The 24,142-nt window shown below is 62.8% G+C and carries 24 protein-coding genes; 8 read left to right on the forward strand and 16 right to left on the reverse strand.

Features of this window, described 5'->3' with window-relative positions:
• Window positions 1–11: 11 nt before the first annotated feature.
• The 16 genes from nusA to FKM97_RS00675 all read right to left on the reverse strand — a co-directional run bounded on the left by nusA (window position 12) and on the right by FKM97_RS00675 (window position 15,957).
• Window positions 12–1,646, reverse strand: coding sequence for a transcription termination factor NusA (nusA, locus tag FKM97_RS00600; RefSeq protein ID WP_143957203.1), 1,635 nt, complete (start codon window positions 1,644–1,646; stop codon window positions 12–14).
• Window positions 1,647–1,688: 42 nt separating this feature from the next.
• On the reverse strand, window positions 1,689–2,330 hold the full coding sequence (gene rimP / locus FKM97_RS00605) for a ribosome maturation factor RimP (protein ID WP_428977885.1): 642 nt from the start codon (window positions 2,328–2,330) through the stop codon (window positions 1,689–1,691).
• Between the two features lie 80 nt (window positions 2,331–2,410).
• Window positions 2,411–3,028, reverse strand: a complete 618-nt coding sequence (trmB, locus tag FKM97_RS00610) for a tRNA (guanosine(46)-N7)-methyltransferase TrmB (protein WP_246104882.1) — start codon at window positions 3,026–3,028, stop codon at window positions 2,411–2,413.
• Between the two features lie 227 nt (window positions 3,029–3,255).
• Window positions 3,256–4,425, reverse strand: coding sequence for a methionine adenosyltransferase (gene metK, locus FKM97_RS00615; protein WP_143957206.1), 1,170 nt, complete (start codon window positions 4,423–4,425; stop codon window positions 3,256–3,258).
• A gap of 175 nt (window positions 4,426–4,600) precedes the next feature.
• Complete coding sequence (locus FKM97_RS00620) at window positions 4,601–5,026, reverse strand: helix-turn-helix domain-containing protein (protein ID WP_143957207.1); 426 nt, start codon at window positions 5,024–5,026, stop codon at window positions 4,601–4,603.
• Window positions 5,027–5,219: 193 nt separating this feature from the next.
• On the reverse strand, window positions 5,220–6,866 hold the full coding sequence (gene lnt / locus FKM97_RS00625; RefSeq protein ID WP_143957208.1) for an apolipoprotein N-acyltransferase: 1,647 nt from the start codon (window positions 6,864–6,866) through the stop codon (window positions 5,220–5,222).
• Window positions 6,867–6,931: 65 nt separating this feature from the next.
• Window positions 6,932–7,966 carry a hemolysin family protein gene (locus tag FKM97_RS00630; protein ID WP_143957209.1) on the reverse strand — a complete coding sequence of 345 codons (1,035 nt, stop codon included), beginning with the start codon at window positions 7,964–7,966 and terminating at the stop codon, window positions 6,932–6,934.
• A 9-nt stretch (window positions 7,967–7,975) separates the two neighbouring features.
• Complete coding sequence (gene ybeY / locus FKM97_RS00635) at window positions 7,976–8,512, reverse strand: rRNA maturation RNase YbeY (RefSeq protein WP_143957210.1); 537 nt, start codon at window positions 8,510–8,512, stop codon at window positions 7,976–7,978.
• 2 nt (window positions 8,513–8,514) lie between these two features.
• Window positions 8,515–9,546 carry a PhoH family protein gene (locus tag FKM97_RS00640; protein ID WP_428977875.1) on the reverse strand — a complete coding sequence of 344 codons (1,032 nt, stop codon included), beginning with the start codon at window positions 9,544–9,546 and terminating at the stop codon, window positions 8,515–8,517.
• 15 nt (window positions 9,547–9,561) lie between these two features.
• A complete protein-coding gene (gene miaB, locus FKM97_RS00645) occupies window positions 9,562–10,956 on the reverse strand; it encodes a tRNA (N6-isopentenyl adenosine(37)-C2)-methylthiotransferase MiaB (RefSeq protein WP_143957211.1) in 1,395 nt (464 codons plus the stop codon).
• Window positions 10,953–11,939 carry a lyso-ornithine lipid O-acyltransferase gene (gene olsA, locus FKM97_RS00650; RefSeq protein WP_143957212.1) on the reverse strand — a complete coding sequence of 329 codons (987 nt, stop codon included), beginning with the start codon at window positions 11,937–11,939 and terminating at the stop codon, window positions 10,953–10,955. The genes miaB and olsA overlap by 4 nt, the downstream gene beginning before the upstream one ends.
• A 266-nt stretch (window positions 11,940–12,205) precedes the next feature.
• Window positions 12,206–12,637, reverse strand: coding sequence for a Fur family transcriptional regulator (locus tag FKM97_RS00655; RefSeq protein ID WP_143957213.1), 432 nt, complete (start codon window positions 12,635–12,637; stop codon window positions 12,206–12,208).
• Window positions 12,638–12,706: 69 nt separating this feature from the next.
• Window positions 12,707–13,180 carry a GNAT family N-acetyltransferase gene (locus FKM97_RS00660; protein WP_143957214.1) on the reverse strand — a complete coding sequence of 158 codons (474 nt, stop codon included), beginning with the start codon at window positions 13,178–13,180 and terminating at the stop codon, window positions 12,707–12,709.
• Window positions 13,177–13,851: a tRNA (adenosine(37)-N6)-threonylcarbamoyltransferase complex dimerization subunit type 1 TsaB gene (tsaB, locus tag FKM97_RS00665; RefSeq protein WP_143957215.1), complete on the reverse strand. Its 675-nt coding sequence runs from the start codon at window positions 13,849–13,851 to the stop codon at window positions 13,177–13,179. Before tsaB ends, FKM97_RS00660 begins: the two co-directional genes overlap by 4 nt.
• Before the next feature lie 16 nt (window positions 13,852–13,867).
• A complete protein-coding gene (locus FKM97_RS00670) occupies window positions 13,868–14,425 on the reverse strand; it encodes an ActR/PrrA/RegA family redox response regulator transcription factor (protein ID WP_143957216.1) in 558 nt (185 codons plus the stop codon).
• A 170-nt stretch (window positions 14,426–14,595) separates the two neighbouring features.
• Complete coding sequence (locus FKM97_RS00675) at window positions 14,596–15,957, reverse strand: ActS/PrrB/RegB family redox-sensitive histidine kinase (RefSeq protein WP_246104883.1); 1,362 nt, start codon at window positions 15,955–15,957, stop codon at window positions 14,596–14,598.
• Between the two features lie 135 nt (window positions 15,958–16,092).
• Between FKM97_RS00675 and FKM97_RS00680 the strand changes: the two genes are divergently transcribed.
• The 8 genes from FKM97_RS00680 to FKM97_RS00715 all read left to right on the forward strand — a co-directional run bounded on the left by FKM97_RS00680 (window position 16,093) and on the right by FKM97_RS00715 (window position 24,073).
• Window positions 16,093–16,848, forward strand: coding sequence for an ABC transporter ATP-binding protein (locus FKM97_RS00680; protein WP_143957217.1), 756 nt, complete (start codon window positions 16,093–16,095; stop codon window positions 16,846–16,848).
• On the forward strand, window positions 16,845–17,672 hold the full coding sequence (locus tag FKM97_RS00685) for an ABC transporter permease (protein WP_143957218.1): 828 nt from the start codon (window positions 16,845–16,847) through the stop codon (window positions 17,670–17,672). The genes FKM97_RS00680 and FKM97_RS00685 overlap by 4 nt, the downstream gene beginning before the upstream one ends.
• 73 nt (window positions 17,673–17,745) lie before the next feature.
• Window positions 17,746–18,369, forward strand: a complete 624-nt coding sequence (locus FKM97_RS00690; protein ID WP_205014634.1) for an SCO family protein — start codon at window positions 17,746–17,748, stop codon at window positions 18,367–18,369.
• Between the two features lie 259 nt (window positions 18,370–18,628).
• Entirely contained in the window at window positions 18,629–19,852 is a 1,224-nt protein-coding gene (locus FKM97_RS00695; RefSeq protein WP_143957219.1) for a polyhydroxyalkanoate depolymerase, read from the forward strand.
• Between the two features lie 2 nt (window positions 19,853–19,854).
• On the forward strand, window positions 19,855–20,583 hold the full coding sequence (locus FKM97_RS00700; protein WP_143957220.1) for a M48 family metallopeptidase: 729 nt from the start codon (window positions 19,855–19,857) through the stop codon (window positions 20,581–20,583).
• A 265-nt stretch (window positions 20,584–20,848) separates the two neighbouring features.
• On the forward strand, window positions 20,849–21,862 hold the full coding sequence (locus FKM97_RS00705) for a ligase-associated DNA damage response exonuclease (protein ID WP_143957221.1): 1,014 nt from the start codon (window positions 20,849–20,851) through the stop codon (window positions 21,860–21,862).
• Complete coding sequence (locus FKM97_RS00710) at window positions 21,859–23,463, forward strand: cisplatin damage response ATP-dependent DNA ligase (protein WP_143957222.1); 1,605 nt, start codon at window positions 21,859–21,861, stop codon at window positions 23,461–23,463. Before FKM97_RS00705 ends, FKM97_RS00710 begins: the two co-directional genes overlap by 4 nt.
• Window positions 23,453–24,073: a DNA-3-methyladenine glycosylase gene (locus FKM97_RS00715; protein WP_143957223.1), complete on the forward strand. Its 621-nt coding sequence runs from the start codon at window positions 23,453–23,455 to the stop codon at window positions 24,071–24,073. Before FKM97_RS00710 ends, FKM97_RS00715 begins: the two co-directional genes overlap by 11 nt.
• Window positions 24,074–24,142: the final 69 nt, after the last annotated feature.

Consider the following 24,142-nt stretch of genomic DNA (forward strand, 5'->3'; position numbering starts at 1 on the left):
CTCAGCCGGCCTTAGGCTTTCGCCTCCTCCGCCGCGTCGCCGTCGGCCCCGTCAACCGGTTCCTCGACTTCCGCGTCCGGCTCGGCCTCTTCGGCCGTGATCCAGCCGACCTTCACGCGCGCCGCCATGATCATGGCTTCGGCCTCTGGTCCGCTGACCTCGATCCCCTTGAAATAGCCGTCATGCTTGACGGTCTCGCCCTTCTGCCGCTCGGTCCAACCCACGAGGTCGTCCGTAGCGCAGCCGGCGAGATCCTCGACCGTCTTGACCTCGTTCTCGCCCAGCGCGACCATCATCGCGGGCGTCATACCCTCGATCTCGGCGAGCTCGTCGGAAACGCCGAGTTCCACCCGCCGCTGATTCTGCTCCGCCGAAAGCTTGTCGAGATGCTCCCGCGCCCGCATTTGCAGCTCTTCCGCGGTCCCCTCGTCGAAACCTTCGATTTCGGCGATGTCCTCTACCGCCACGTAAGCAACCTCCTCGATGGAGTCAAACCCCTCCGAGGCCAGGAGCTGGGCGATCATCTCGTCCACGTCCAGGGCTTCCATGAAGATCTGGGTGCGTTCGGCGAATTCCTTCTGCCGCCGCTCCGATTCCTCGGCCTCGGTCATGATGTCGATGTCCCAGCCGGTCAGCTGGGAGGCCAGGCGCACGTTCTGGCCGCGTCGTCCGATGGCCAGCGACAGCTGGTCGTCCGGCACCACCACTTCGATCCGCTCCGCCTCTTCGTCGAGCACGACCTTCGTCACTTCTGCCGGGGCCAGCCCGTTGACGATGAAGGTTGCCGCATCCGGCGACCACGGAATGATGTCGATCTTCTCGCCTTGCAGCTCGTTCACCACCGCCTGGACGCGGCTTCCGCGCATGCCGACGCAGGCGCCCACGGGATCGATGGATGAATCCTTCGACCGCACCGCGATCTTCGCGCGGCTGCCGGGGTCGCGCGCCACTGAGACGATCTCGACGATGCCGTCATAGACCTCAGGCACTTCTTGCGCGAAGAGCTTCGCCATGAAGTCGGGATGCGTCCGCGACAGAAAGATCTGAGGCCCCCGCTGTTCGCGGCGGACGTCATAGATATAGGCTCGGATCCGGTCGCCATTGCGCACCGTTTCGCGCGGCAGCGTCTCGTCCCGCCGCAGGATCGCCTCGCCGCGTCCGAGATCGACGATGACATTGCCGTATTCGACGCGCTTCACCACCCCATGGATGATGTCGCCGACACGGTCCTTGTATTCGTTATACTGCTTCTCCCGCTCGGCCTCGCGCACCTTCTGCACGATCACCTGCTTGGCGTTCTGCGCAGCGATTCGACCGAAATCGATGGGCGGCAGCGCCTCCGCGATGAAGTCGCCGACCCGGGCTGCGGGGTTTTTGCGGCTCGCCTCCGCAAGGCTGATCTGCGTGTGTTCGTTCTCGACGCTTTCGACGACTTCGAGCAGCCGCTGCAACCGCATTTCGCCGCTCTTCGGGTCGATCTCGGCACGAATGTCGTTTTCGCTGCCATAGCGAGACCGCGCTGCCCGCTGGATCGCATCCTCCATCGCCTGCAGCACGACGCTCTTGTCGATCGACTTTTCGCGCGCAACCGCATCCGCGATCTGGAGCAGCTCCAGCCTGTTTGCGCTAACCGCCGTTTCAGCCATTCATACCACTCCGATCATCGCCGAGGCGCCCCGCGCCGCGGTTCAACCCAGATATTCTTCGCCCTGTTCGTCTTGGCGCTTCAACGCCAGTCGGAACAACTCGTCCGTCATCACCAGCTTGGCCTCCGCGATGTCCTCGAACGGCACCACCACTTCGACCTTCTCACTCGCATCTTCGACCAGCACGCTGACGCTGCTGCCGGTGATGCCCTTCAGCGTGCCTCGAAATCGGCGCCGGCCATCCACCATACGGGTGAGTTCGACCTTCGCCACATATCCGGCCCACCGCTCGAAATCGCTCAGCCGAACCAGGGGACGGTCGATCCCTGGTGACGAGACCTCTAGCACATACTCTCCGGAAATCGGATCCTCGACGTCGAGCAGCGGCGAGATAACTCGGCTGACCGCTTCGCAATCATCGATGGTCATCGTCCCGTCCGGACGCTCCGCCATGATCTGCAGCGTCTGCCCGCTCTCGCCGGTTATCCGCACGCGGACGAGCCGGTATCCCATGTCGCTGAGTACGGGATCGATGAGTTCAGCCACAACCCGGGCCGGCCCTTCCTCTCGGGAGAGACGGGCTTCGAGTCCCAGCTCGGGTGTTTGATCCTCTTTATCAGGTGTATGCAACAACAAAAAAAGCGGACCCTTGACGGGCCCACTCCCACGATTGCCAAGCTCCAACAGAGCCAGCCATATGAGAATGACCATGCTTGGCCTGCAATATAGCGCTTTGGCATCGGAAGACAACCCCGTCGGCGCGTCTAGGGTACGGCATTCTGTCGACGGAAGCTCATATAGACGCTGCGGCGCCCTTCGCGTTCGGCTTTCTGTTCATAACGCGTGATCGGCCAGTCATCCGGTCGCACGCGCCAGTCGGTCGCGCTCTCGGCTGTCCATGCGAATCTCGGCACCTGTCGGGCATGCATCATGATCCAACGGACATAGCCGGGAATGTCGCTGCCGATTCTGAGGACCGACCCCGGTGTCATGATCCGCGCCAGATCTCCGAGCGTGTCGCGGTTGACGATTCGTCGCTTGTGGTGCCGCACCTTGTGCCAGGGATCCGGAAACAGGATGAAGGCACGCCCGATGCTGGCCTCCGGCAGTGCCGAAAGCAGCTCACGGGCATCCTGATCATAGACGCGGATATTCTGCAGCCCTTCGGCATCCGCCACCGTCAGCAGCTTGGCAACGCCGTTGACGAAGGGCTCCACACCGATGAAGCCGACATCCGGATGCTGTCGTGCCTGCCAGGCGAGGTGCTCGCCTCCGCCGAAACCGATCTCCAGCCAGATCTCCCGAACCGGGTTCGGAAAGAGGCTCCTGGGATCGTCGAGATGATCAAGGGAAACACGCAGCCGGGGCAGCAACTCGGCCATCAGCTCGCTTTGGGCGGCACGGAGCTTATGCCCATGCCTCCGCCCATAGATCATCCCTCGGCGTCGCTCCCCTGAAGCGCTTTCGCGATCCGATCCTTTGGGATCTGGGCAATCTTCAATCAAGGATCGATGGTCTCATATTGGTTTGAGGCGATGATCGTGTCGAACGCTCGAAAACGCAAAACCCCGGGGTCGCCCCCGGGGGTCAGGGCCGAACGAAACTGTCCTTACGCCAGCGCCCGGCGCAATTCCTCTGCGAGATCGGTCTTCTCCCAGGAAAATCCGCCATCGGCCTCCGGCTCGCGGCCGAAATGCCCGTAGGCGGCGGTCCGCGCGTAAATCGGACGGTTGAGCTTCAGATGCTCGCGGATGCCCCGTGGAGAAAGATTCATGATCTCGCCCAAAGCCTTCTCGAGCTTCGCCTCGTCCACTTCTCCCGTTCCATGCGTATCGACGTAAAGCGACAGTGGCTTCGACACGCCGATGGCATAGGAGATCTGGATGGTGCATCGGTCGGCAAGCCCCGAGGCGACGACGTTCTTGGCCAGATATCTGCACGCATAGGCCGCTGAACGGTCCACCTTGGTGGGATCCTTGCCCGAAAATGCGCCGCCGCCGTGAGGCGCCGCACCGCCATAGGTGTCGACGATGATCTTCCGCCCCGTCAGACCGGCATCGCCATCGGGTCCACCGATGACGAAACGGCCCGTCGGATTGACGTAGAAATCTTCATCCGCGCACATCCAGCCCTCTGGGAGCACGTCCAGCACGTAGGGACGCACGATTTCCCGCACCTGCTCAACCGAGACGCGTTCTGAATGCTGCGTCGAAACGACCACCGACGTGGCCCGCACGGGCTTCCCGTTCTCGTAAAGCAGGGTGACTTGGCTCTTGGCATCCGGCGCGAGGTCTGGCTGTGCACCGGAATGACGCGCTTCCGCCATGCTTTTAAGAATTTGATGGGCGAAATAGATCGGTGCCGGCATCAGCACATCGGTCTCGCGGCAGGCATAGCCGAACATGATGCCCTGGTCGCCGGCGCCCTCGTCCTTGTTGCCGGCGGCATCGACGCCAACGGCGATATCGGCTGACTGCGAATGGAGGTAGACCTGCACATCCGCATTCTTCCAATGAAACCCGTCCTGCTCATAGCCAATGTCGCGGATGCAAGCGCGTGCGACGTCGATCAAATGGTCCTTGGTAATGGTTTCTGGTCCCCGGACTTCACCGGCCAAGACGACCCGGTTCGTGGTCGTCAGGGTCTCGCAAGCGACCCGGGAATAGGGATCGGCGGCGAGGAATGTATCGACGACTGCATCCGAAATCCGGTCGCAGATCTTATCCGGATGCCCCTCGGAGACCGACTCACTTGTAAAGAGATAGCTTTTTCTGGCCACTGAACCTACTCAGCCCCCTGTTGGCCTTGGCACCTAAAAGGCGGCCAAGGACTGCAGCGCTCTGGAAATTGTTCAATTTCCCGCACCTCTGCCACAATCGCATGTGGCGCTCTTCTGTCAATTTACTTGAGGAGGGTCAAGATCAGCATTTCTCATCCGGGGTGGAAGTGCTGACTTATTGCTCGCGATCTGTGGCCTCGCCCGCGAGAGTCCGGACAAGCTCGACGACCTTTCGCCGCACGCTTGGATCTTTGATGCGGGTGAAGGCCTTGTTGAGTTGCAGCCCTTCGGAGCTCGTCAGGAAGTCCATGATGATGGGCTCACCGGCACTCTCCGCAAATCCCATCTCCGGAACCGAATTCGCCGACGAATGCGGCAGTTCCTCGAAGAAATACTGCACGGGAACACCGAGGATGCGCCCCATCTGGTACAAGCGGCTCGCACTGACGCGGTTCGAGCCCTTCTCGTATTTTTGGACTTGCTGAAAGGTGAGTCCCAGCTGCTCGCCGAGCTTTTCCTGGCTCATGCCGATCAGCATGCGTCGCATGCGGACGCGGCTTCCGACGTGAACATCGATCGGATTTGGATTGCGCTTTACCATACTCTGCCCCTCAGACCGTGTGCCCCCAGCCTGATCCCGCTCGAATTGTGAAGAATCGATACACTGTAATTGTCACCCGCACCATACGCTTGTGTAATATTCCTGCTCCGTCAAGTGTAACGCTGGGATCAATGACCGGCGTGTTTGCTTTAGAGAGGGGCGACTTCCACTCTCGGGACAGCCTAAGGTTGCGTTACAATATGGCTTGATTGTTCGGGGAATGGGCCCGCTTGGTGTTCAATTGAGTGAGTTTAAATCGAATTGAAAGCAGAAGAGCTGGAATGATCAGAAACAACATCATCCAGTTACCAAACTCGGCATAGATGGTTGGCGGCAGTGCTGTAGGAAGTTCGCCATCGATGACACCGCGTTCACCAAGCCCCAGGAATTTCACGATCCTGCCATAGGGATCAACGATGGCTGAAATTCCGGTATTGGCTGAACGGATCAGCGGCAGGCCCTCCTCGATGGCCCGGAACCGGGCTTGTGCAAAATGCTGATGCGGGCCCAAGGATGTGCCGAACCAGGCGTCATTGGTGACGTTCAGCAGCCAGGCGGGCCTGTCGGCTCCATCCACGACTGCGCCTGGGAAGACGATCTCGTAGCAGATCAGCGGACTGAACGGCAGAACGGCCTCCGCCTTCAGAGTTTCTGCCGCCTCTCCAGCCTGGAAGCCTTCCGGCAGGGTCACCAGTCGCCGGAAGCCGAGGGGTTTCAGCCAGGTCTCGAACGGCAGATACTCTCCAAAAGGCACCAGATGCGCCTTGTCGTAATGCGCCGTGACGGCGCCCGACCCGTTGAGGACAAGGAGGCTGTTATAGAAAATGCCCATGCTGTCCGGCGCTTGGGGGTCGGGTTCCCGGCGCAGTGCACCGGTAAAGAGCATCGTGTCCGGTGGCAGAATGGCGCCGATGGCACCGCGCACATCGGCCCTCTCTGCGACGAGGTAAGGGACCGCGCTTTCAGGCCAGATCACATAATTGATGCTGTCCAACCCCGCCGGGTTCTCCTTCGTGTTTTCACTCGAGAGTCTCAGGAAGAGCGAAAGCACCTCTTGGGCATGTTCGGGGTCCCACTTCTGCCCCTGCTCGATATTGGGCTGAACGATCCTCAGCCGGAGATGGGTGGAGCTGTCTGCGGGCTCCTGAGCCACGCGAATGGCGCCCCCTGTCCAGAGAACGCCCAGCACGGCGACAATGATGGCCAGGGGTAACATGCGTCTGCGCCTGTCTACGCTCTCATGATCGAGAGCCAGCACAGGGATCGCCGCCAGGACCAGCACGAGGAAGGTGAGGCCGTAGGCGCCCATCACGGAGGCGCTCTGGGCGAGCCCGTCAAGGATCCCCATCGCATAGCCGGGAAGGCTCCAGGGGAACCCAGTGAAGAGGACGCCCCTGAGCCACTCTGTCAGGGTGAGGCAGGCGGCCAGCGCGAGAATGCGGCCGGCACCGCGCTGCCAGAGTGAGCTGGCGGCGGCCGCTCCGGCACCCCAATAGAGCGCCATGCCCGCTGGCAGGAGGACGACGGCGAACGGTATCATCCAGGCATAGGTTTCCGCTTCGACCAGAAAGGCCTCTGCCACCCAGTAGAAGCTCAGCAGAAAATATCCGAACCCGAAGGACCAGCCGGTCTTGAAGCAGCTCCACAGCCGGCTGACTGGACCTTCGCCGCGAAGGCAGGCGCCATCGAGCAGCAGGACGAGGACCGGGACGCCGAGAAACAGCCCGGGAAAGATGTACAGCGGCGGCTGGGCGAGGGCGGATGCGGCGCCGGCGGCCATCGCGGCCGCCAGGCTCCGCCATCCGGTGAGAGCTCTGATCCGGGCGGCAAGGATGTTCATGCCCGGACCGATACCCTGCGGGCGCGCTCAGTCAACGCCAATCTGAGGATCCGTGTTGAAGGCCACTATTGCGGCGCCGAGGGGGCGCGCTCGCCATTCTGCGAACGGGCCAGGTGCGGTGACACATGGATCTTCACCGACTTGACCCGCCTTGGATCTCCGTCGACGACCTCGAATCGAATGCCGCTGCTGTGGTCGATCATTTCTCCTGGCGCGGGCATCCGCCCCACGAGGGAGAAGAGCAGCCCACCCACCGTGTCCACTTCCTCGTCGTCCTTGTCCGGCAGCAGGTCCACTTTCAGCAGCTCTTCGAGATCATCGATGTCCATCCGGCCGTCGGCGAAATACACGCCCTCCCCGAGAGGCTGGATGAGCGGCCCTTCGTCGTCATGCTCGTCATCGATGTCGCCGACGATTTCCTCGACGATATCTTCGATGGTCACCAATCCGCCGATCCCGCCATACTCGTCCACCACCAGGGCCATATGGCTGCGGGTCGACTGCATCTTGATCAACAGGTCGGCCGCCGGCATCGACGGCGGCACGAAGAGGACTTCTCTCAGGCAGCCGGTCTCCTTGACCGTCGTCTCGAGCGGAACCTTGGCCAGCGACAGTGCCGATGACGGTGCACCATCGATCACCTGCTCGTGCTTTCCCTGCCCGATGATCCAGCCGATCAGGTCCTTGATGTGAAGCATGCCTACCGGCTCGTCCAGGGTCTCCCTGTAGACGGGCATGCGCGAATGGTTGGCCTCGGCGAACACCAGCAGCGCCTGGGTCAGCGAGGTCGTCTCGTCGATTGAAATGATATCCGCTCGCGACACCATGACGTCGTCCACCCTGAGAGCACCGAACTCCAGGATGTTGAGCAGCATGGCCCGCGCTTCGGGCGTCACGACCACGTTGGAGGGCCCGGCATCATGTTGCTGGATGACGCCCTCCAGGCTCTGGTGCAGGCTGTCGTCCACGCCCGATCCGAAGACCTGCCTCAGCCGCGTCCAGATCTGGCTGAGGGGCTTGCGCTCGGTCCGCTCGGGCGGCGGCATCGGCAGGGAAACCGATGTCGATATGTTGGGTCTAGAGTGAGGGTCGTCGTCCATCGTCAAAAATCAGGGGTTGAGCGCGGCGATGGAAGGTCCCGCGGCATAGGGATTGGGCAAGCCAAGGCGCGCAAGAGCTTCCACCTCCAGCGCTTCCATCGTTTCAGCTTCAGCGTCGTTCTCGTGATCGAAGCCCGCAAGATGCAGCATGCCATGTACGATAAGATGTGTGACATGGTTTGCCAATGGCTTGGATTGCTCCAAAGCCTCTGCTGCGACGACCTCACGCGCCAGGACGATATCGCCGAACATGAGCGGCGCCCCCTCGGCGAGCGGTCCGCCCGTCGCCGGAAACGAAAGCACGTTGGTCGGCTTGTCTTTTCCGCGGAACTCGGAATTCAGCCGCCGCACCTCCTCATTGTCGGTGAACAGGACGCAGACTTCGGCCTCGTCGGCCTCCAGATCGGCCACTGCGCAAGCCGCCTCGATGGCCGAGCAGGTCAGCGCCTCGAGATCCGCGATCTCGCCCCATCTTTCGTCCTCGACGAGGATGTCGATGCTCAGGCCAGGCCCGTCCTCGCCCGTCTCCATGCTGTCTGACGTCATTCTCAGTCTTGGTCTTCCGGCCGCGACGTGGATCGTGAGTCTCTGTCATAGGCGTCCACGATCCGCATGACCAGCGGATGGCGCACGATATCGGAGCGCGAGAACTTCACATGGGCGATGCCCTCCACGCCCTCGAGCAGCCCGATCGCATCCACGAGACCGGACCGCACGCCGCGTGGCAGGTCCACTTGGGTCGGATCTCCCGTCACCACCATCCGCCCCCGCTCGCCAAGGCGCGTCAGGAACATCTTCATCTGTTGCGGAGTCGTGTTCTGGGCCTCGTCCAGGATGATGAAAGCCCGCTGCAGCGTCCGCCCTCGCATGAAAGCCAGCGGTGCGATCTCGATGGTGCCGTCCGTCATGCCCCGGGCCACCAGATTGGCCGGCAGCATGTCGTAAAGCGCGTCGTAGAGGGGTCGCAGATAGGGATCGACCTTTTCCTTCATGTCCCCCGGCAGGAACCCGAGCCGCTCGCCGGCCTCCACCGCCGGCCGTGACAGAATGATCCGGTCCACCTCCCCGGCAGCCAAGGCCGCTGCGGCCGCCGCCACCGCCAGATAGGTCTTGCCGGTTCCCGCTGGACCCGAACCGAACACGAGCTCATGGCTCTTCATCGCGGCCATGTAGGCGCGCTGTGTCGCGGATCGCGGATTGATGACCTTCCGCTTGGTGCGGATGCTGAAGTCTCCGGCCACGTCCGGTGCCTGCAGGCGCGACCGCGTCAACCTCAGTTGACCTTCCACTTCACCCAGATCCACCCGAGCGCCTCGCCTCAATTTTTCGAACAGTGCAAGCAGCACCTGCCGGGCAGTCTCTGCGGCCGCTGCCGGCCCGTGCAGAGCGACTCGATTGCCTCTTGGGGTGACTTCTATGCCGAGACGCTCTTCGATGAGCGCTAGGTGCTCGTCATGCTCCCCGAACAGCTCTGCCAGGAGCCGGTTGTCATCGAAGGCCAAGATCAGCGTATCTTCCTTGGCGACAGCGCGTCGCCCGCCTTCGAGAGTGTCGTCATCCGCCTGGAGGACAGGACTCAAAGTGTTGGATCTCCTTTAACCCGTTGCCAAGGCGTGAACCGGAGAATCGGAACCACTCTGTACAATATGTGCCGAAAGACTGTTGCCGCCAACTGAGTCGATGCACACTCGGACCACTTCGCCAATATTATTCGGACCGTGTTCTATATGCACCGCCTGCAGGTAAGGTGACCGTCCGGCCATCTGTCCCGGTCGACGCCCCGGCTTCTCGATCAATACATCCATCTCGCGCCCGATACAGGCCAGGTGAAACGCTCTTTGCTGCGCATTGAGGTAATCCTGCAGCCGGGCAAGTCGTTCCGACTTGAGCGTCTCCGGCACCTGCTCATCGAGCTCTGCTGCGGGCGTCCCCGGCCGCGGGCTGTACTTGAACGAGAACGCCGACGCATACCCCACAGCCTCGACCAGCTGCAAAGTTGCCTCGAAATCGGCATCCGTCTCTCCCGGAAAGCCGACGATGAAGTCTGACGACAAGGCGATGTCCGGCCGGGCCATCCGAATTCTGTCGATGATCTTGAGATAGTCTTCCGCCCGGTGGCGCCGGTTCATCGCCGTCAGGATCCGGTCGGAGCCGGACTGCACGGGCAGGTGCAGATAGGGCATCACCTTGGGATTGTCCCGATGGGCGGCGATCAGCTCGTCGTCCATGTCGCGCGGATGGCTCGTCGTATATCGCAGCCTCTCCAGTCCCTCGATGGTCGACAACGCCTCCAGCAACCGCCCGAGCGACCAGCGCCGCCCATCCGGGCCCTCGCCGTGATAGGCGTTGATGTTCTGGCCCAGCAGCGTGATCTCGCGCACGCCCCCGTCCACCAGCCGTCTCGCATCCGTGAGGATCTTGTCGATCGGCCGCGAACTTTCCGCCCCTCTCGTATAGGGCACCACGCAGAAGGTGCAGAACTTGTCGCACCCTTCCTGCGCCGTCAGGAATGCAGTCACGCCCCGCTTTGCGACCGCCTCCGTTGACGGCGCCCTCAGGTGATCGAACTTGTCTTCCGCAGGAAATTCCGTCTCCACCACCGCCGTCTTGCCCGACGCGAAGCGGGACATGAGGTCCGGCAGCCGATGGTAGCTTTGCGGGCCGAAGACGAGATCCACAGCGGGCGCCCGCCTGACAATCTCCTCCCCTTCCGCCTGAGCCACGCAGCCGGCGACGCCGATGATCGTTTCTTTTCCCGCTCTGCCCCGCTCCTGCTTGAGGGCGCGGTAGCGGCCGAGCTCCGAATAGACCTTCTCGGCAGCCTTCTCCCTGATATGACAGGTGTTCAGGATCACCAGATCCGCATCGTCTGGCGTTGCCGTTTGGTCGTAGCCCATCCCCGTGAGGACGTCGCCCATCCGTTCGGAATCATAGACGTTCATCTGACACCCATAGGTCTTGATGAACACTTTCTTCGGCGACGGCTTCATGACACCTGTTCTGCGGGAATGTCGTTGATGGGGACGCTGTACCCCTTCATCTCGACTGTCGGGCGCCCTTCGTCAACCCTGATGCCTCCGGCATCGCGTCCGCACAGCGCCGCGACCAGCCCGGCGCGCACCCGCTTTTCTGCCGTGATGGCGAGTTCCTTGCGCCCGTCGCAGGAGGCGATGTCCAGGGCATCATGCAGCACCACGTCGACCTCGAACGGCCCCAGCTTCAGCAGGGCCCACAAATGCGGGGCGAGTTCCATATCCCCATACCAGGTGAAGGCCGGCCTGAGGGAGCGGTCCAGCGGAATCCCGTAGCGACCGGTATAGGCGATGGTCACGGGCTGAACCGCGACCGGCTTCGCGTCGATCACCATGTTGGCGGCGCCGAGCAAGGCGCTCTTGAAGGGCAGGACGCGATTGCCGTCCGAGGAGGTTCCCTCCGGAAACAGCACGAGCCTGTCTCCCAAGGCCAGCCGCTTCTGTATTTCGTCGCGCGAATGATGCGTCCTGCTCCGCCGTTCTCTCTCCACGAAGACGGTTCGCTGCAGCCTGGCGAAACTGCCAAAGATCGGCCACCCTGCCACCTCCGACTTGGACACGAAGGAGAGCGGCGCGACGGCGCTCAAGGCCACGATGTCGACCCACGACGAATGATTGGCCGCAATCAAGCAGGGGCCGGCCTCCAGCGCGGCTCCTGTCACCCGCACCCGCATCCCCATCAACCGCGCGATGAACCGGTGATAGAGATGGGGGAGCCCGCGCGCGCCATCGAGCCATGTCCGCAGCAGAATGTGTTGCACCAGCATCAGGGGAGGCGTCACGATCGTAAGAACGCCGATGATGAAAGCCGCTCGTCCCGTGGCAAGCCACCCGCTGCCCAGGGCCTCGAGCCTCGCATCATCCGACGACAGCCCCCCGCGCGCCCGCTCCGGAGCCAACCCCCCCACTGTTCCAGGCCCTCGATAACCGCTCGACGTCATCCACCCAAACCGTCATCCCGACCGAAGCACGTCCCCCACCGTCACCCCAGCCGAAGCATTTCCCCCCTCAACCGTCATCCCGGCCGGAGCGAAGCGCAGAGCCGGGACCCCATGCGGCTCACGGATCCCGGGTCAAGCCCGGGATGACAGCCAGAAGAGACCCGCCTCCCAAGGACCTGCCCCCTCCCTCTCAACCGTCATCCCGGCCGAAGCGAAGCGCAGAGCCGGGATCCCAAGCCCCCTCCCAAAGCCCCAGAGCCGCGACCCTAATTCTTTCCCTCGGGCTTGATCGGCACGGCGAAAAGCTCGAGCCTGTGATCCACCAGCTTGTAGCCGAGCCGCCGGGCGATGAGCACCTGCAGCCGCTCGATTTCCTCGTCGCGAAATTCGATGATCTCGCCGCTGTGAAGATCGATCAGGTGATCGTGATGTTCCTCGGAAGCCTGCTCGTAGCGCGAACGGCCGTCCCGGAAGTCATGGCGTTCGAGAATTCCTTCGTCTTCCAGCAGCTTCACGGTGCGGTAGACCGTCGCCAGGGAAATCCGGTCATCCACCGCCGAGGCGCGGCGATGCAGCTCTTCGACGTCTGGATGGTCGGTGGCTTGCGCCAGCACCCGGGCGATCGTGCGCCGCTGGTCGGTCATGCGCAGGCCTTTGTCCTGGCAACGCTGCTCGATGCTGGTCCGATCTTCAATCATGCGCCCGACGCTCTGATTTTCGCTGTCATCTCCTGGTATAGAAACTTGGACCGCCCTGCGCAACGTCGGTCAGGACCGGTCGGATGGGGCCACCGCGCAGCGCATGTTCAGCGCATCATGGTGGCTGCCATCCGCATATCTGTAATAGCCTCGCCGGCGGCCGCATTCGGTGAAACCCATGCCGCGATAAAGGGCCAGTGCCGGTTCGTTTGTTGCATCGACTTCGATGAACATCATCTTTATCGCCGACCTTGCGGCGATCGCGAGCGCGGCTTCGATCATCCCTCGGCCCAATCCCCTCTGACGCGCTTCGGGAACCACGCCGATGCTGAGAATTTCAGCTTCGTCCGCGGCATGTCGGAGGATCGCGAGCCCAAGAGCCTCCTCTTGCTGCATCGCCATCAGGCAGTAGGAGCCAGGCATCGCGAGCAGCTTGGCGATTTCTGCGCGGCTCCAACCATCCTCGAAACAGGCGGCGTGGATCGCAGCAAGCACAGGCACGTCGCCCGCCCCCGCCAGTCGGACTTCCGCGTCAACAGTCACTGTCCCGCCCGCGACACCAGTGAGACCTGAGGTTTGGCATCAGGCGGACGAAGATAGAGCGGCAGCGGCGGTAATGTCGACCGCGCTGCAATCACGGCCACGCAGACCGGATCGGGAAGAATGTTGACTTCCGGCAGCGAGAACTGCCGATGCGGCAGAGCATTGGCCACGAGATGCGCGCCCGAGCCGATCAGGGCGACGTCGCCGTCAGGCAATACCCGCGCAGCATCATGGATCCCCAACACGAGCGGTTCGCCGACAGGAAGCATGTCGCATCCCGTGAAGACCTGGCCATAGACCTCGCCGCGGCTGGCATCGAAGAACACCGCGACCGGCATGCCCTCGCTTCGCCAGTTGCAGGCCACCGCCTGCAGCGTCGTGACGCCCACCACCGTCTTCGCGCTGGCCAGGCCGAACCCGCGTGCGGCCGCCACCCCGATCCGAGTTCCCGTGAACGTCCCCGGGCCGATCGTGACGCCGATGCGGTCCAGCTCAGTGAAGCTCAGCTCCGCCTGCGCCATGGTCTCGGCGACCATCGGGACCAGGGCCTCCGCATGCCCGCGAACCATGGCCGAGGAGGCAGACGCCATCACGCGGAAACCGCCGCTTTGGACATCGACGACCGCGACCGAGCAGGCATTCAGCGCCGTATCGAGGGCGAGCACCTTCATGAGCGGTGAGGCACGACTAGCGAGGCGCGCGTTTCGCGAGGATCCGTTGCAGCGTCCTGCGGTGCATGTTCAGACGTCGCGCCGTCTCTGACACATTGCGTCCGCAAAGCTCGTAGACGCGCTGGATGTGTTCCCATCTCACGCGATCCGCCGACATCGGGTTCTCCGGCGGCGGCGCCTTCTGCTCGCCATCGGCGACGAGGGCGTGATAGACGTCATCCGCATCGGCGGGTTTCGCGAGGTAGTCGACCGCGCCCAGCTTGATGGCGTTGACGGCCGTGGCGATGTTCCCATATCCGGTCAGCACGATGGCTCTGGCCTCGGGGCGAGCCTTGTGCAGGGCTTCGATGACGTCGAGACCGTTGCCATCCTCTAGCCGCATATCCACGACGGCATAGGCGGGGGGCAGCTTCTTCACCCGATCCACGCCGTCGGCGACCGTTTCGGCAATCTCCACGGCGAATCCGCGGGACTCCATCGCGCGTCCGAGACGCGTCAGGAAGGGTTTGTCATCATCGACGATAAGCAGGGTGCGATCGGTGCCGGCCCCTTCTTCAATCATTTGTTCGGCCATGTTCTTCGTGCCTCTTTCGGCAGGCTTCCAGATCTCGATCTGAGTATAAGCGTGTTTAGCTCTCCGATGATCCGGAACGCACAAACACGGTTATCGTGCTGCAACTCTATAACGCACTGGACGACAATTGGTCACAGGCGAGTCCCATTTGCTTACCCGAGCGGGTTTTTTCAAGAACTTCTTCTCTTTCCTGCCCTGTTCAGGTCGATGTCGTTGCGCCTCCACTCGATCCTGACCGTGGCGCCATGGTCCGGCGAGGGCTTGTTGGCGAGGGCGAGTGTGGCGCCGGATCTCTCGAGCAATGTCTTGGCGATGAAGAAGCCGAGCCCCATCCCGTCATGTCCCCCCGTCTCGCCGTCGAACGCGCCGCGGCGGCTGGTGACATAGGGCTCCCCGATCTTGTCGATGATGTCCTGGGCAAAGCCCGGCCCGTCGTCTTGCACAGTTAGCACGATCTTTTGATCGTCCCACCGCGCGTCGATCTCGACCCTCGAAGTGGCGAAATCCACGGCATTGTCGAGAAGATTGCCGAGCCCGTATCGGATCCCCGGATTGCGGGGGAAGATGGGCTCCTCGGCGGCGGCTCCTTCGACGCCCGGCGCAGGCTCGCAGGTCACCGCGACCTCGACGTCGCTGCCCGTCACCGGATCGGCGCATTCCTGGATCATCACCTTGAGCCGCAGCCGGTCGAACACGTGATCGCCCTCGGCGTCCTGGTTGGCCAGCTTGGCCAGGATGCCTCGGCACCGCTCCGTCTGGCTCGACAGCAGCTCCAGATCCTCTCGGAATCGCTCATCGTCCGGCATTTCACGCCTGAGCTCCTTCGCGACCAGCGCGATCGTCGCCAAAGGCGTCCCCAGCTCATGCGCCGCAGCCGCCGCCAGCCCATCCAGCGCCGACAGCTTCTGTTCGCGCGCCAGGACCATTTCCGTCGCCGACAGCGCCGCCGACATCCGCCGTGCCTCTTCCGCGATGAACCGTGAATAGATCGCGGCGAACACCGTGCCGGAGACGACAGCAGTCCACATCCCCGCCACATAGAGCCGGGGCAGCTCCAGCGGTTGGCCTTCATGCCAAGGCAGCGGCATGTGCGAGAAGGCCAGCACGGTCGCCGCCGCCAGCGACAGCCCGCTCAGCGCCACGGTCCTCTCCACCGGCAGGCTGGAGGCGGAGACCGTCACCGGTACCAGGAACAGGAACGCGAACGGGTTCTGCAGTCCTCCCGTCAGATAGAGCAGCACCGCGAGCTGCGCGATGTCGTAGGCCAGCAGCAACGCCGCGTAGCGGTCCGACAGCCTCAGAGTGGCCCGCCACCGCAACCCCAGCCAGATATTGAGCCAGGCCGAGAGCGCGATGACCGCGAGGCAGAGCCCCAGCGGCAGGTCGAAGCCCAGCCAGAACTTGACCGCCAGCACCGCGATCGACTGCCCCGCCACCGCCAGCCACCGCAGCCGCACCAGGGTCTGCAACCGCAAGCGGCCGCCATCCGTGCGGAAGAGATCCTGCTCCGTATCCGCCATGCTGAGGGTCACATGAGCCTCCTTCCGCGCATGGCTGTCCTACCATGTCTGAGATTGTAGCCTCGGCGATTCACGCTATGGTGCGCCCGCGCAAAACATTAACCACTGTCCGACCGGCCGCGGCGCCGGTCGCCGCGAGAATGACCGGTGCCGACGAACGCTTACCCCGCCATCAAAGTAACCGACCTTGTCAAGCGCTACGGTGCCGTCACGGCGGTGGATGGCCTGAGCTTTTCCATCCCCCGCGGCTCGATCACCGGCCTCCTCGGCGGCAATGGTGCGGGCAAGACCACCACCATTGGCATGCTCCTGGGCATCGTTCTCCCCACCGCGGGCGCGATCGAGATCTTAGGGGTCGACGTGATCCGTGATCGCTACCGGGTCCTCCCCTACATGAATTTCGAGAGCCCCTATGTCGAGATGCCCTTGCGCCTGACCGTGCGCCAGAACCTCTATATCTACGGCAAGCTCTACGGCGTCGCCGACATCAAGGCGCGCATCCGCCGGCTTGCCGACGACCTTGACCTCGGCAGCTTTATCGACCGTCCCACCGGCAAGCTCTCCGCCGGCCAGAAGACCCGTGTCAGCCTCGCCAAGGCCCTGGTGAACGAGCCGCTCATTCTCCTCCTCGATGAGCCGACGGCCTCTCTCGATCCCGATACTGCCGACTGGGTGCGCGGCCATATCCAAGAATATTGCGCTGCCAAGGGAGCCACCCTGCTGCTCGCGTCTCACAATATGGGCGAGGTCGAGCGCCTGTGCGATCATGTCCTCATGACCCGCCAGGGCCGCATCGTCGACCAGGGCAGCCCCGATGATCTCATCCGCCGTTACGGCCGCGACACCATGGAGGAAGTCTTCCTCGACGTCGCCCGCGGCACCAGCAGCATGGCCGCCGAATGAACGACCTGCCACCCTTGCGCCATTCCGTGACCTTCTCCATGTCCCGCGTCACCGCGCTCGTCCTGCGCTATGTCTATCTCCTGCGCGCCTCCTGGCCGCGCCTGTTCGATCTGATCTACTGGCCCACCATCCAGCTCCTGATGTGGGGCTTTCTCCAGGTCTATCTCTCCCAGCAGACAGGGGCCGTGGCCCAGGCGGCCGGCATCTTCCTCGGCGCCGTCTTCCTCTGGGATATCCTGTTCCGCGGCCAGCTCGGCTTCACCATCTCCTTTCTCGAGGAGATGTATTCCCGCAACCTCGGCCACCTCATGGTCAGCCCCTTGCGTCCGGCCGAATTCGTGGCCGCCCTCATGACCATGAGCATCATCCGCATTCTGATCGGCCTCGTGCCCGTCTCTCTCTTGGCCCTCGCCTATTTCGATTTCAACCTCTACGCCATGGGCCCCTGGCTGATTGTCTTCTTCTTCAATTTGATCCTCACCAGCTGGGCCGTCGGCCTCTTCGTCTGTGGCCTCCTCCTCCGCTATGGCCTGGGCGCAGAGAACATCGCCTGGAGCTTGATGTTCCTCTTCATGCCGCTGGCCTGCGTCTACTATCCGCTCGCGACCCTTCCCGACTGGCTGCAGTCCATCTCTCTCGCCATGCCGCCGACCTATGTCTTCGAGAGCATGCGCAGCCTCCTCCTTCACGATGTCGTGCGCACCGACCTCATGGTCACCGCCCTGGCCTTGAACGCCCTGTATTTCTTGATCGGTGCCGCGGGATTTGCTTGGTTCCATCGCGACGCCCGCATTCGTGGCCAGATGCTGTCTTTGGGCGAATGAAGCCGTCCATGGTGGGATGCGGCGTCAGTGACGCTTGCGTTTCACCGCCCCTCCGCGGCAGGAAGAAGACATCATGATCCGGTCACGCCTGTCTCTCGCCATCCTCTTGAGCTTCGTCGTTGCCCTCTTGGTCGGCGCAGCCGTCTTTCTCTACATGCCCACCGCCACCAACACGACGGTCACCAGCACCGGCAAAGCCCTGGTCGGGGGTCCCTTCACCCTCACCGACCAGGATGGCAAGCGCGTCAGCGACGCCGATTTCCGCGGCAAATACATGCTCGTTTATTTCGGCTACACATTCTGCCCGGATGTCTGCCCCACCGAACTGCAGGTCATGACCTCGGCCATTGGTCAGATGGACAAGGCTCAGGCGGATCGGGTTCAGCCGATCTTCATCACCGTGGATCCCGAGCGCGACACGGTCGAGAACATGAAGCTCTATGTGTCCAATTTCGGCGAGAGGCTGATCGGCCTGACCGGATCGGCGGAGGATGTGACGACGGCCACCAAGGCCTATCGGATTTACTCCTCCAAGGTGAAGGACGATGGCTCGACCGCAGAATACCTCATGGACCACACCAGCCTGGTCTTTCTGATGGGCCCGCAGGGTGACTTTCTCCGCGTGTTCTCCTACGGCACCGACGCCGAGACCATGGCCAAGGGAATCACCGAAGAGCTGCAGAAATCCGGCGCTTGAAGGCCCTATGATTTTTTTGCAATGCAGCAATCATCGGCATTTTTCTTGCCTTGCCCACTGAAATTCCCATATCTGCCCTAGGCTTTCGATCGGTTGCGATGCAGCGTTGGCGATCATGCAATGCAACGGAATATGAAAGGCTTGAGTTTACGAGTTCGTGATAGAACTATCGGCGTCGCCTCGGTTCAAGCTTCTATGCCTGACATCGAATGACGGATGACCTGCTTTTGGTCCGCCACGGCAGGGGAAAGGTTTTGCTTTGCTCTATTATCTCTATGAGATGAACCACGTCGCTGTAGCACCCTGGCGTGCCGCGGCGAATGCAACCAGGGCATTTTGGGACACCCCGATCAACCCACTGTCTTCGAGCGTTCTCGGGCGCACGATCAGCGCCGGCCTTGATGTCTTTGAGCGCATGACTCGGCGCTACGGAAAGCCGTTGTTTGGCATCGAGTCGGCCTGGGTCGATGGCGAGCGCGTGGCGGTTACGGAAGAGACGGTTCTTCAGAAGCCCTTTTGCGGGCTGCTTCACTTCTCCAAGGAGGGTGCAAAGCGCCATCAGCCCAAGCTCCTGATCGTGGCGCCCATGTCGGGGCACTACGCGACCCTGCTGCGCGGCACGGTTGAGACCATGCTGCAGGACCACGATGTCTACATTACGGACTGGGTCGATGCCCGGACCGTCCCATTGGTGGCCGGAAAGTTCGATCTCGACGACTACATCGATTACCTCATCGAGATGCTCCACCATCTGGGAGCGGGCACCTCGATCATGGCCGTGTGCCAGCCCTCTGTTCCCGTGCTCGCAGCTGTCTCGCTGATGTCGGAAGACAAGGATCCCTGCGTTCCTGCAGCCATGATACTGATGGGCGGGCCGATCGACACGCGCCGGAACCCCACGGAAGTGAATAAACTCGCCTCCCAGCACGACATCGACTGGTTCCGGAATAACGTGATCAGCACTGTGCCTCTCGGTAATCCGGGCTTCATGCGCGAAGTCTATCCCGGGTTCATGCAGCTGACCGGCTTCATGACGATGAACCTTGACCGCCACATCGACGCCCATCGGGCCTTGTTCTGGCATCTGGTTCAGGGTGACGGGGATTCCGCAGACAAGCACGACGACTTCTATGATGAGTATCTCTCGGTCATGGATCTCACAGCGGAATTCTATCTGCAGACCGTCGAGAAGGTTTTCATCCGGCATGAGCTGCCGAAGGGTGAGTTCATGCATCGTGGACGTTTGGTGCGACCCGAAACCATCACGAAGACGGCTCTGATGACGGTGGAAGGCGAGCGTGACGATATCTCCGGCGTGGGCCAGACCGAAGCGGCTCACACGCTGTGCAAGAACATTCCCGACGACCGCCGGGTGCATTATCTCCAGAAGGGTGTTGGCCATTACGGCGTCTTCAATGGCTCTCGCTTCAATGGTCAGATTGCTCCGCGCATTGCTGAATTTGTGGGACGAAGCATCGCCTGATTATGAAGCGCATGGGCCTGAAGCCCGCCACCCGCGGGTTGCTCATCGACGATCTGGAAGTGCCGGTTACGTTTCGGCGCAATGCACGGGCGCGCCGCATCGTCCTTCGCGTCAGTCCTGATCGCACGGGTATCGTGCTGACGCTTCCCCCGCGGACCAGTGAGCGTCTGGCGCTGGATTTCGCATCCAAGCAGCGAAGCTGGATCATGCAAAGGCTGAGCGACGGTGCCGGATCGGTCGCCTTCGCGCCCGGCTCGATCATTCCCCTGCGGGGCGAAGAGCACACGATCGTTCATTCGACGACCGGCCGCGATGTGGTGCGCATCGAGGTCGAAGACGGCGACCACCGCCTGCTCGTTCGCGGCGAACCCGCTCACCTTCCGCGCCGGATCGGAGACTGGCTGAAACGTCAGGCCAAGGCCGACATCGTGTCGAAATCGACTCATTATGCAGGCCGCATGGGAGTGACATTCAAGCGGATCACCATGCGGGATCAGAGAAGCCGTTGGGGCTCCTGTTCCTCCGACGGCAATCTGTCCTACTCCTGGCGCCTGATCCTCACCCCACCCTTCGTCCTCGACTATGTCGCGGCCCACGAAGTTGCCCACCTCCTGGAGATGAACCACGGCGACCGCTTCTGGTCTCTGGTCGAAAGCCACTGCCCCGCCACCCCCGAAGCCCGGAGATGGCTGAAGCAGCACGGCCCAGCCCTCCACCGCTACGGCCCTTGAGCCCGAAGCACTTCCCTCCCCCCCCACCGTCATCCCGGGCGCACTGCAGCGCGAAGCGGTGCCGTGCAGACCCGGGACCCCATGCGGCTCAGGGATCCCCGGTCAAGCCCGGGATGACAGCCAAAGAGACCCTCATCCTGAGGAGGCCCGCAGGGTCGTCTCGAAGGACGCCATCTTGTCTCCAACACTCCGCGGCCCGAGATAAGGGCCAGCCCATCCCGCTGGCCCGCCGCAACCAAGCCCTAGGCACCTGAGTTTCCCATCCATGCCGCAACCGCCCGTCCAGACTTGGCTCTACCCGACCGACCAGGGGCTCTATTGCGCGCCCGGAGACTTCTTCGTCGATCCCCATCGTCCGGTCGACCGCGCCGTCATCACCCACGGCCACGCGGATCATGCCCGTCCTAACAATCGCAACGTCCTGGGAACGCCCGAAACCATCGAGATCATGAAGGTCCGCTATGGCGAAGCGGCCGGCGGCACTCTGCAGGCTCACCCCTACCGCCGCGCCCTCGACATGAATGGCGTTTCCGTTTCCTTCGTCCCTGCCGGTCACGTTCTGGGCAGCGCCCAGGTCGTCATGGAGTGGCAAGGATGCCGCGCTGTCGTCTCAGGGGACTATAAGCGCGAGGCGGACCCGACCTGCGCGCCCTTCGAAGTCGTGACCTGTGATCTCTTCGTGACCGAGGCCACGTTCGGTCTCCCCGTCTTTCGCCATGAGCCTGCGGCCCGGGAGGCGGCACGCCTTGTCGCGGCCATGAAAGCCTCGCCCGAACGAGCTCATCTTCTCGGTGCCTATGGCCTGGGCAAGGCCCAGAGGATGATCAGCCTCGTTCGCGCCGCAGGCTATGACCGCCCCATTTACCTCCATGGCGCCATGATAGGCCTGTGCAATCTCTATGAACGGCTCGGGGTCCCTCTGGGAGAGCTTCTGCCCGTGACCGAAGCGGAGGTGAAGGGACTGCCCGGCGAGCTCATCGTCGCTCCGCCCTCTGCCTTGAACGACCGCTGGTCCCGCCGCCTGGCCGATCCGGTCACCGCCTTCGCGTCGGGCTGGATGCGTGTCCGCGGCAGGGCACGCCAGCGGGGCGTCGAGCTGCCCTTGGTGGTCTCCGATCACGCGGATTGGGAGGAACTCGTCACCACCATCGAGGAAACCGAGGCCGCGGAGATCTGGGTAACCCACGGCCGTGACGACGCCTTGGTTCATCAGATCGGCAAGATGGGCCGCAAGGGCCGCGCTTTGGCCCTTGTCGGCTATGAGGACGAGGACGAATGAGAGCATTCTCGGCCCTCCTGAATCGCCTCGTCTTCACCCCTTCGCGCAATGCCAAGCTGGCGCTGCTGAAGGCCTACTTCGAAGAAGCACCGGATCCGGACCGGGGATGGGCGCTTGCCGCGCTCACCGACGGCCTCTTCTTCCGCCTGCCCGTCCGACGCATCTTGACCGAGCTAATCGAGCCCTGGGTGGACCCCGTCCTGTACCGGCTGTCCCGGGACTATGTCGGCGACACGGCAGAAACCGTGGCCCTGCTGTGGCCCGAGCGGAAATCGGCTGGGGAGCCTCCGACCCTGGCGGAAGTCGTTAAGCAGATCGCCAAGGCGGACAAGACGGAGCTTTCCAGCCTCATTGCCGGCTGGCTCGACACCCTGGATGCGAATGGCCGCTGGGCTTTGCTGAAGCTGCTCACCGGGGCTCTCCGCGTTGGCGTGTCCGCGCGTCTCGCCAAGACGGCCATTGCCGACTTCGGCGGCGTTGATCCCGCCGATATCGAAGAAGTCTGGCATGCCGTTGAGCCGCCTTACACCGAGCTCTTCGACTGGCTCCGCGGCGCAGCAGATCGTCCTGATCCAGGTGCCAAGCCCGTCTTCCGCCCCCTCATGCTGGCTCACCCCATCGAGGAGGGGGATTGGCCGAACCTCGATCCGAAGGATTTTTTCGCCGAATGGAAATGGGACGGCATCCGCGTCCAAATTGCCGTGCGCGACGACGAGGTCCGTCTCTACTCCCGCGCGGGCGACGATATTTCCGCTGCCTTTCCGGATATCGCCTTCGCCTTCCGCGGCCGGCACGTGGTTCTCGACGGCGAGTTGCTGGTCGTCCGCGACGGCGAGATCGCCCCTTTTAACGACCTCCAGCAGCGGCTGAACCGCAAGGTCGTCACCCCGAAGATGGTCGAGCGCTACCCCGCTCACGTCCGGCTCTATGACATACTGATCGAAGGCACCGAGGATCTTCGTCCCTTGCCCATCGAGCAACGTCGCGCGCGTCTTGAGGATTGGCACGCCCTTGCCGCCCCGTCCCGCAGCGACGTCTCCGAGCTGATTGAGTTCGCCAGCTTTGCCGATCTCGACCTCCTCTGGTCGGCGGCCCGCGAAGCCGGGATCGAGGGCCTGATGCTGAAGCGTCGCGCCAGTCCCTATGTCGCCGGCCGTCCGAAGGGCCATTGGTGGAAATGGAAGCGAGCGCCCCTCACCGTGGACGTCGTCATGATGTATGCCCAGCGCGGCTCCGGAAAGCGCTCCTCCTATTATTCCGACTACACCTTCGGAGCCTGGCGCAACGGGGAAGACGGCTCCGAGGAATTGGTCCCCGTGGGCAAGGCCTATTCCGGCTTCACCGACGAGGAGCTCCTCCGCCTCGACCGCTGGATTCGCAACAACACGATTGACCGCTTCGGGCCGGTCCGCTCCGTCAAGCCCGGCATCGTGCTTGAGATCGCCTTCGACTCGGTGCACGTCTCCACCCGCCACAAATCCGGAGTCGCCATGCGTTTTCCGCGCGTCCATCGCATCCGCTGGGATAAGCCCGCCGAGGAGGCCGACCGCCTCGAGACCCTTGAAGCCATGATCGTGGGCACGCCTGCCGATGCTGCCTGAACCCTCTCGTGAATTCTTCGCTCGCGCCGCCCCCGACGTGGCCCGCGACCTCATCGGCGCCAGCTTCGCCGTCGACGGCATCGGCGGCATCATCGTCGAAACCGAGGCCTACGACCGCGAGGACCCCGCCTCCCACAGCTTTCCCGGCCCCACCATCCGCAACGCCACCATGTTCGGCCCTCCCGCCCACGCCTATGTCTATCGCTCCTATGGCATCCACTGGTGCCTGAACTTTGTCTGCGCCAATGCCGGAGCAGTCCTGATCCGCGCCATCGAGCCCACCATGGGCATCCCCGTCATGATCGCCCGCCGCGGTACGGATGTGCCTCGCCAACTCTGCGCTGGCCCTGGCCGACTCTGCCAGGCTCTTGCCGTCAGCCTCGAGCAGAATGGATGGCCGCTCGATGCCCCACCCTTTTCTCTGCGGATGGCCGGGGATAAGTCCGAAATCACCGTCGGCCCGCGGATCGGAATCACGAAGGCCGCCGAAATTCCATGGCGATTTGGCCTTGCCGGATCGCGATATCTCAGCCGTCGGTTTCCGTCCTTGTCACTGACGCCGCAGACAGGACCCGGGACACGTCGAAAAGTGTCTCAAAAGCCTCTGTAACGCGCGCATAACGGAAAACATGTCTCACTGTCTCAATAATTGGTCGCCGTCTTGAGCCAAACCATTGGA

Source organism: Rhodoligotrophos appendicifer, assembly GCF_007474605.1.
Classification (GTDB): Bacteria; Pseudomonadota; Alphaproteobacteria; order Rhizobiales; family Im1; genus Rhodoligotrophos; species Rhodoligotrophos appendicifer.

Coding starts and splice junctions, on each gene's coding strand:
- nusA (WP_143957203.1), bottom strand. CDS start 1,646: ATGGCTGAAACGGCGGTTAGCGCAAACAGGCTGGAGCTGCTCCAGATC.
- trmB (WP_246104882.1), bottom strand. CDS start 3,028: ATGGCCGAGTTGCTGCCCCGGCTGCGTGTTTCCCTTGATCATCTCGAC.
- FKM97_RS00620 (WP_143957207.1), bottom strand. CDS start 5,026: ATGGTAAAGCGCAATCCAAATCCGATCGATGTTCACGTCGGAAGCCGC.
- lnt (WP_143957208.1), bottom strand. CDS start 6,866: ATGAACATCCTTGCCGCCCGGATCAGAGCTCTCACCGGATGGCGGAGC.
- FKM97_RS00630 (WP_143957209.1), bottom strand. CDS start 7,966: ATGGACGACGACCCTCACTCTAGACCCAACATATCGACATCGGTTTCC.
- ybeY (WP_143957210.1), bottom strand. CDS start 8,512: ATGACGTCAGACAGCATGGAGACGGGCGAGGACGGGCCTGGCCTGAGC.
- miaB (WP_143957211.1), bottom strand. CDS start 10,956: ATGAAGCCGTCGCCGAAGAAAGTGTTCATCAAGACCTATGGGTGTCAG.
- olsA (WP_143957212.1), bottom strand. CDS start 11,939: ATGACGTCGAGCGGTTATCGAGGGCCTGGAACAGTGGGGGGGTTGGCT.
- FKM97_RS00655 (WP_143957213.1), bottom strand. CDS start 12,637: ATGATTGAAGATCGGACCAGCATCGAGCAGCGTTGCCAGGACAAAGGC.
- tsaB (WP_143957215.1), bottom strand. CDS start 13,851: ATGAAGGTGCTCGCCCTCGATACGGCGCTGAATGCCTGCTCGGTCGCG.
- FKM97_RS00670 (WP_143957216.1), bottom strand. CDS start 14,425: ATGGCCGAACAAATGATTGAAGAAGGGGCCGGCACCGATCGCACCCTG.
- FKM97_RS00685 (WP_143957218.1), top strand. CDS start 16,845: ATGAACGACCTGCCACCCTTGCGCCATTCCGTGACCTTCTCCATGTCC.
- FKM97_RS00690 (WP_205014634.1), top strand. CDS start 17,746: ATGATCCGGTCACGCCTGTCTCTCGCCATCCTCTTGAGCTTCGTCGTT.
- FKM97_RS00700 (WP_143957220.1), top strand. CDS start 19,855: ATGAAGCGCATGGGCCTGAAGCCCGCCACCCGCGGGTTGCTCATCGAC.
- FKM97_RS00705 (WP_143957221.1), top strand. CDS start 20,849: ATGCCGCAACCGCCCGTCCAGACTTGGCTCTACCCGACCGACCAGGGG.
- FKM97_RS00710 (WP_143957222.1), top strand. CDS start 21,859: ATGAGAGCATTCTCGGCCCTCCTGAATCGCCTCGTCTTCACCCCTTCG.
- FKM97_RS00715 (WP_143957223.1), top strand. CDS start 23,453: ATGCTGCCTGAACCCTCTCGTGAATTCTTCGCTCGCGCCGCCCCCGAC.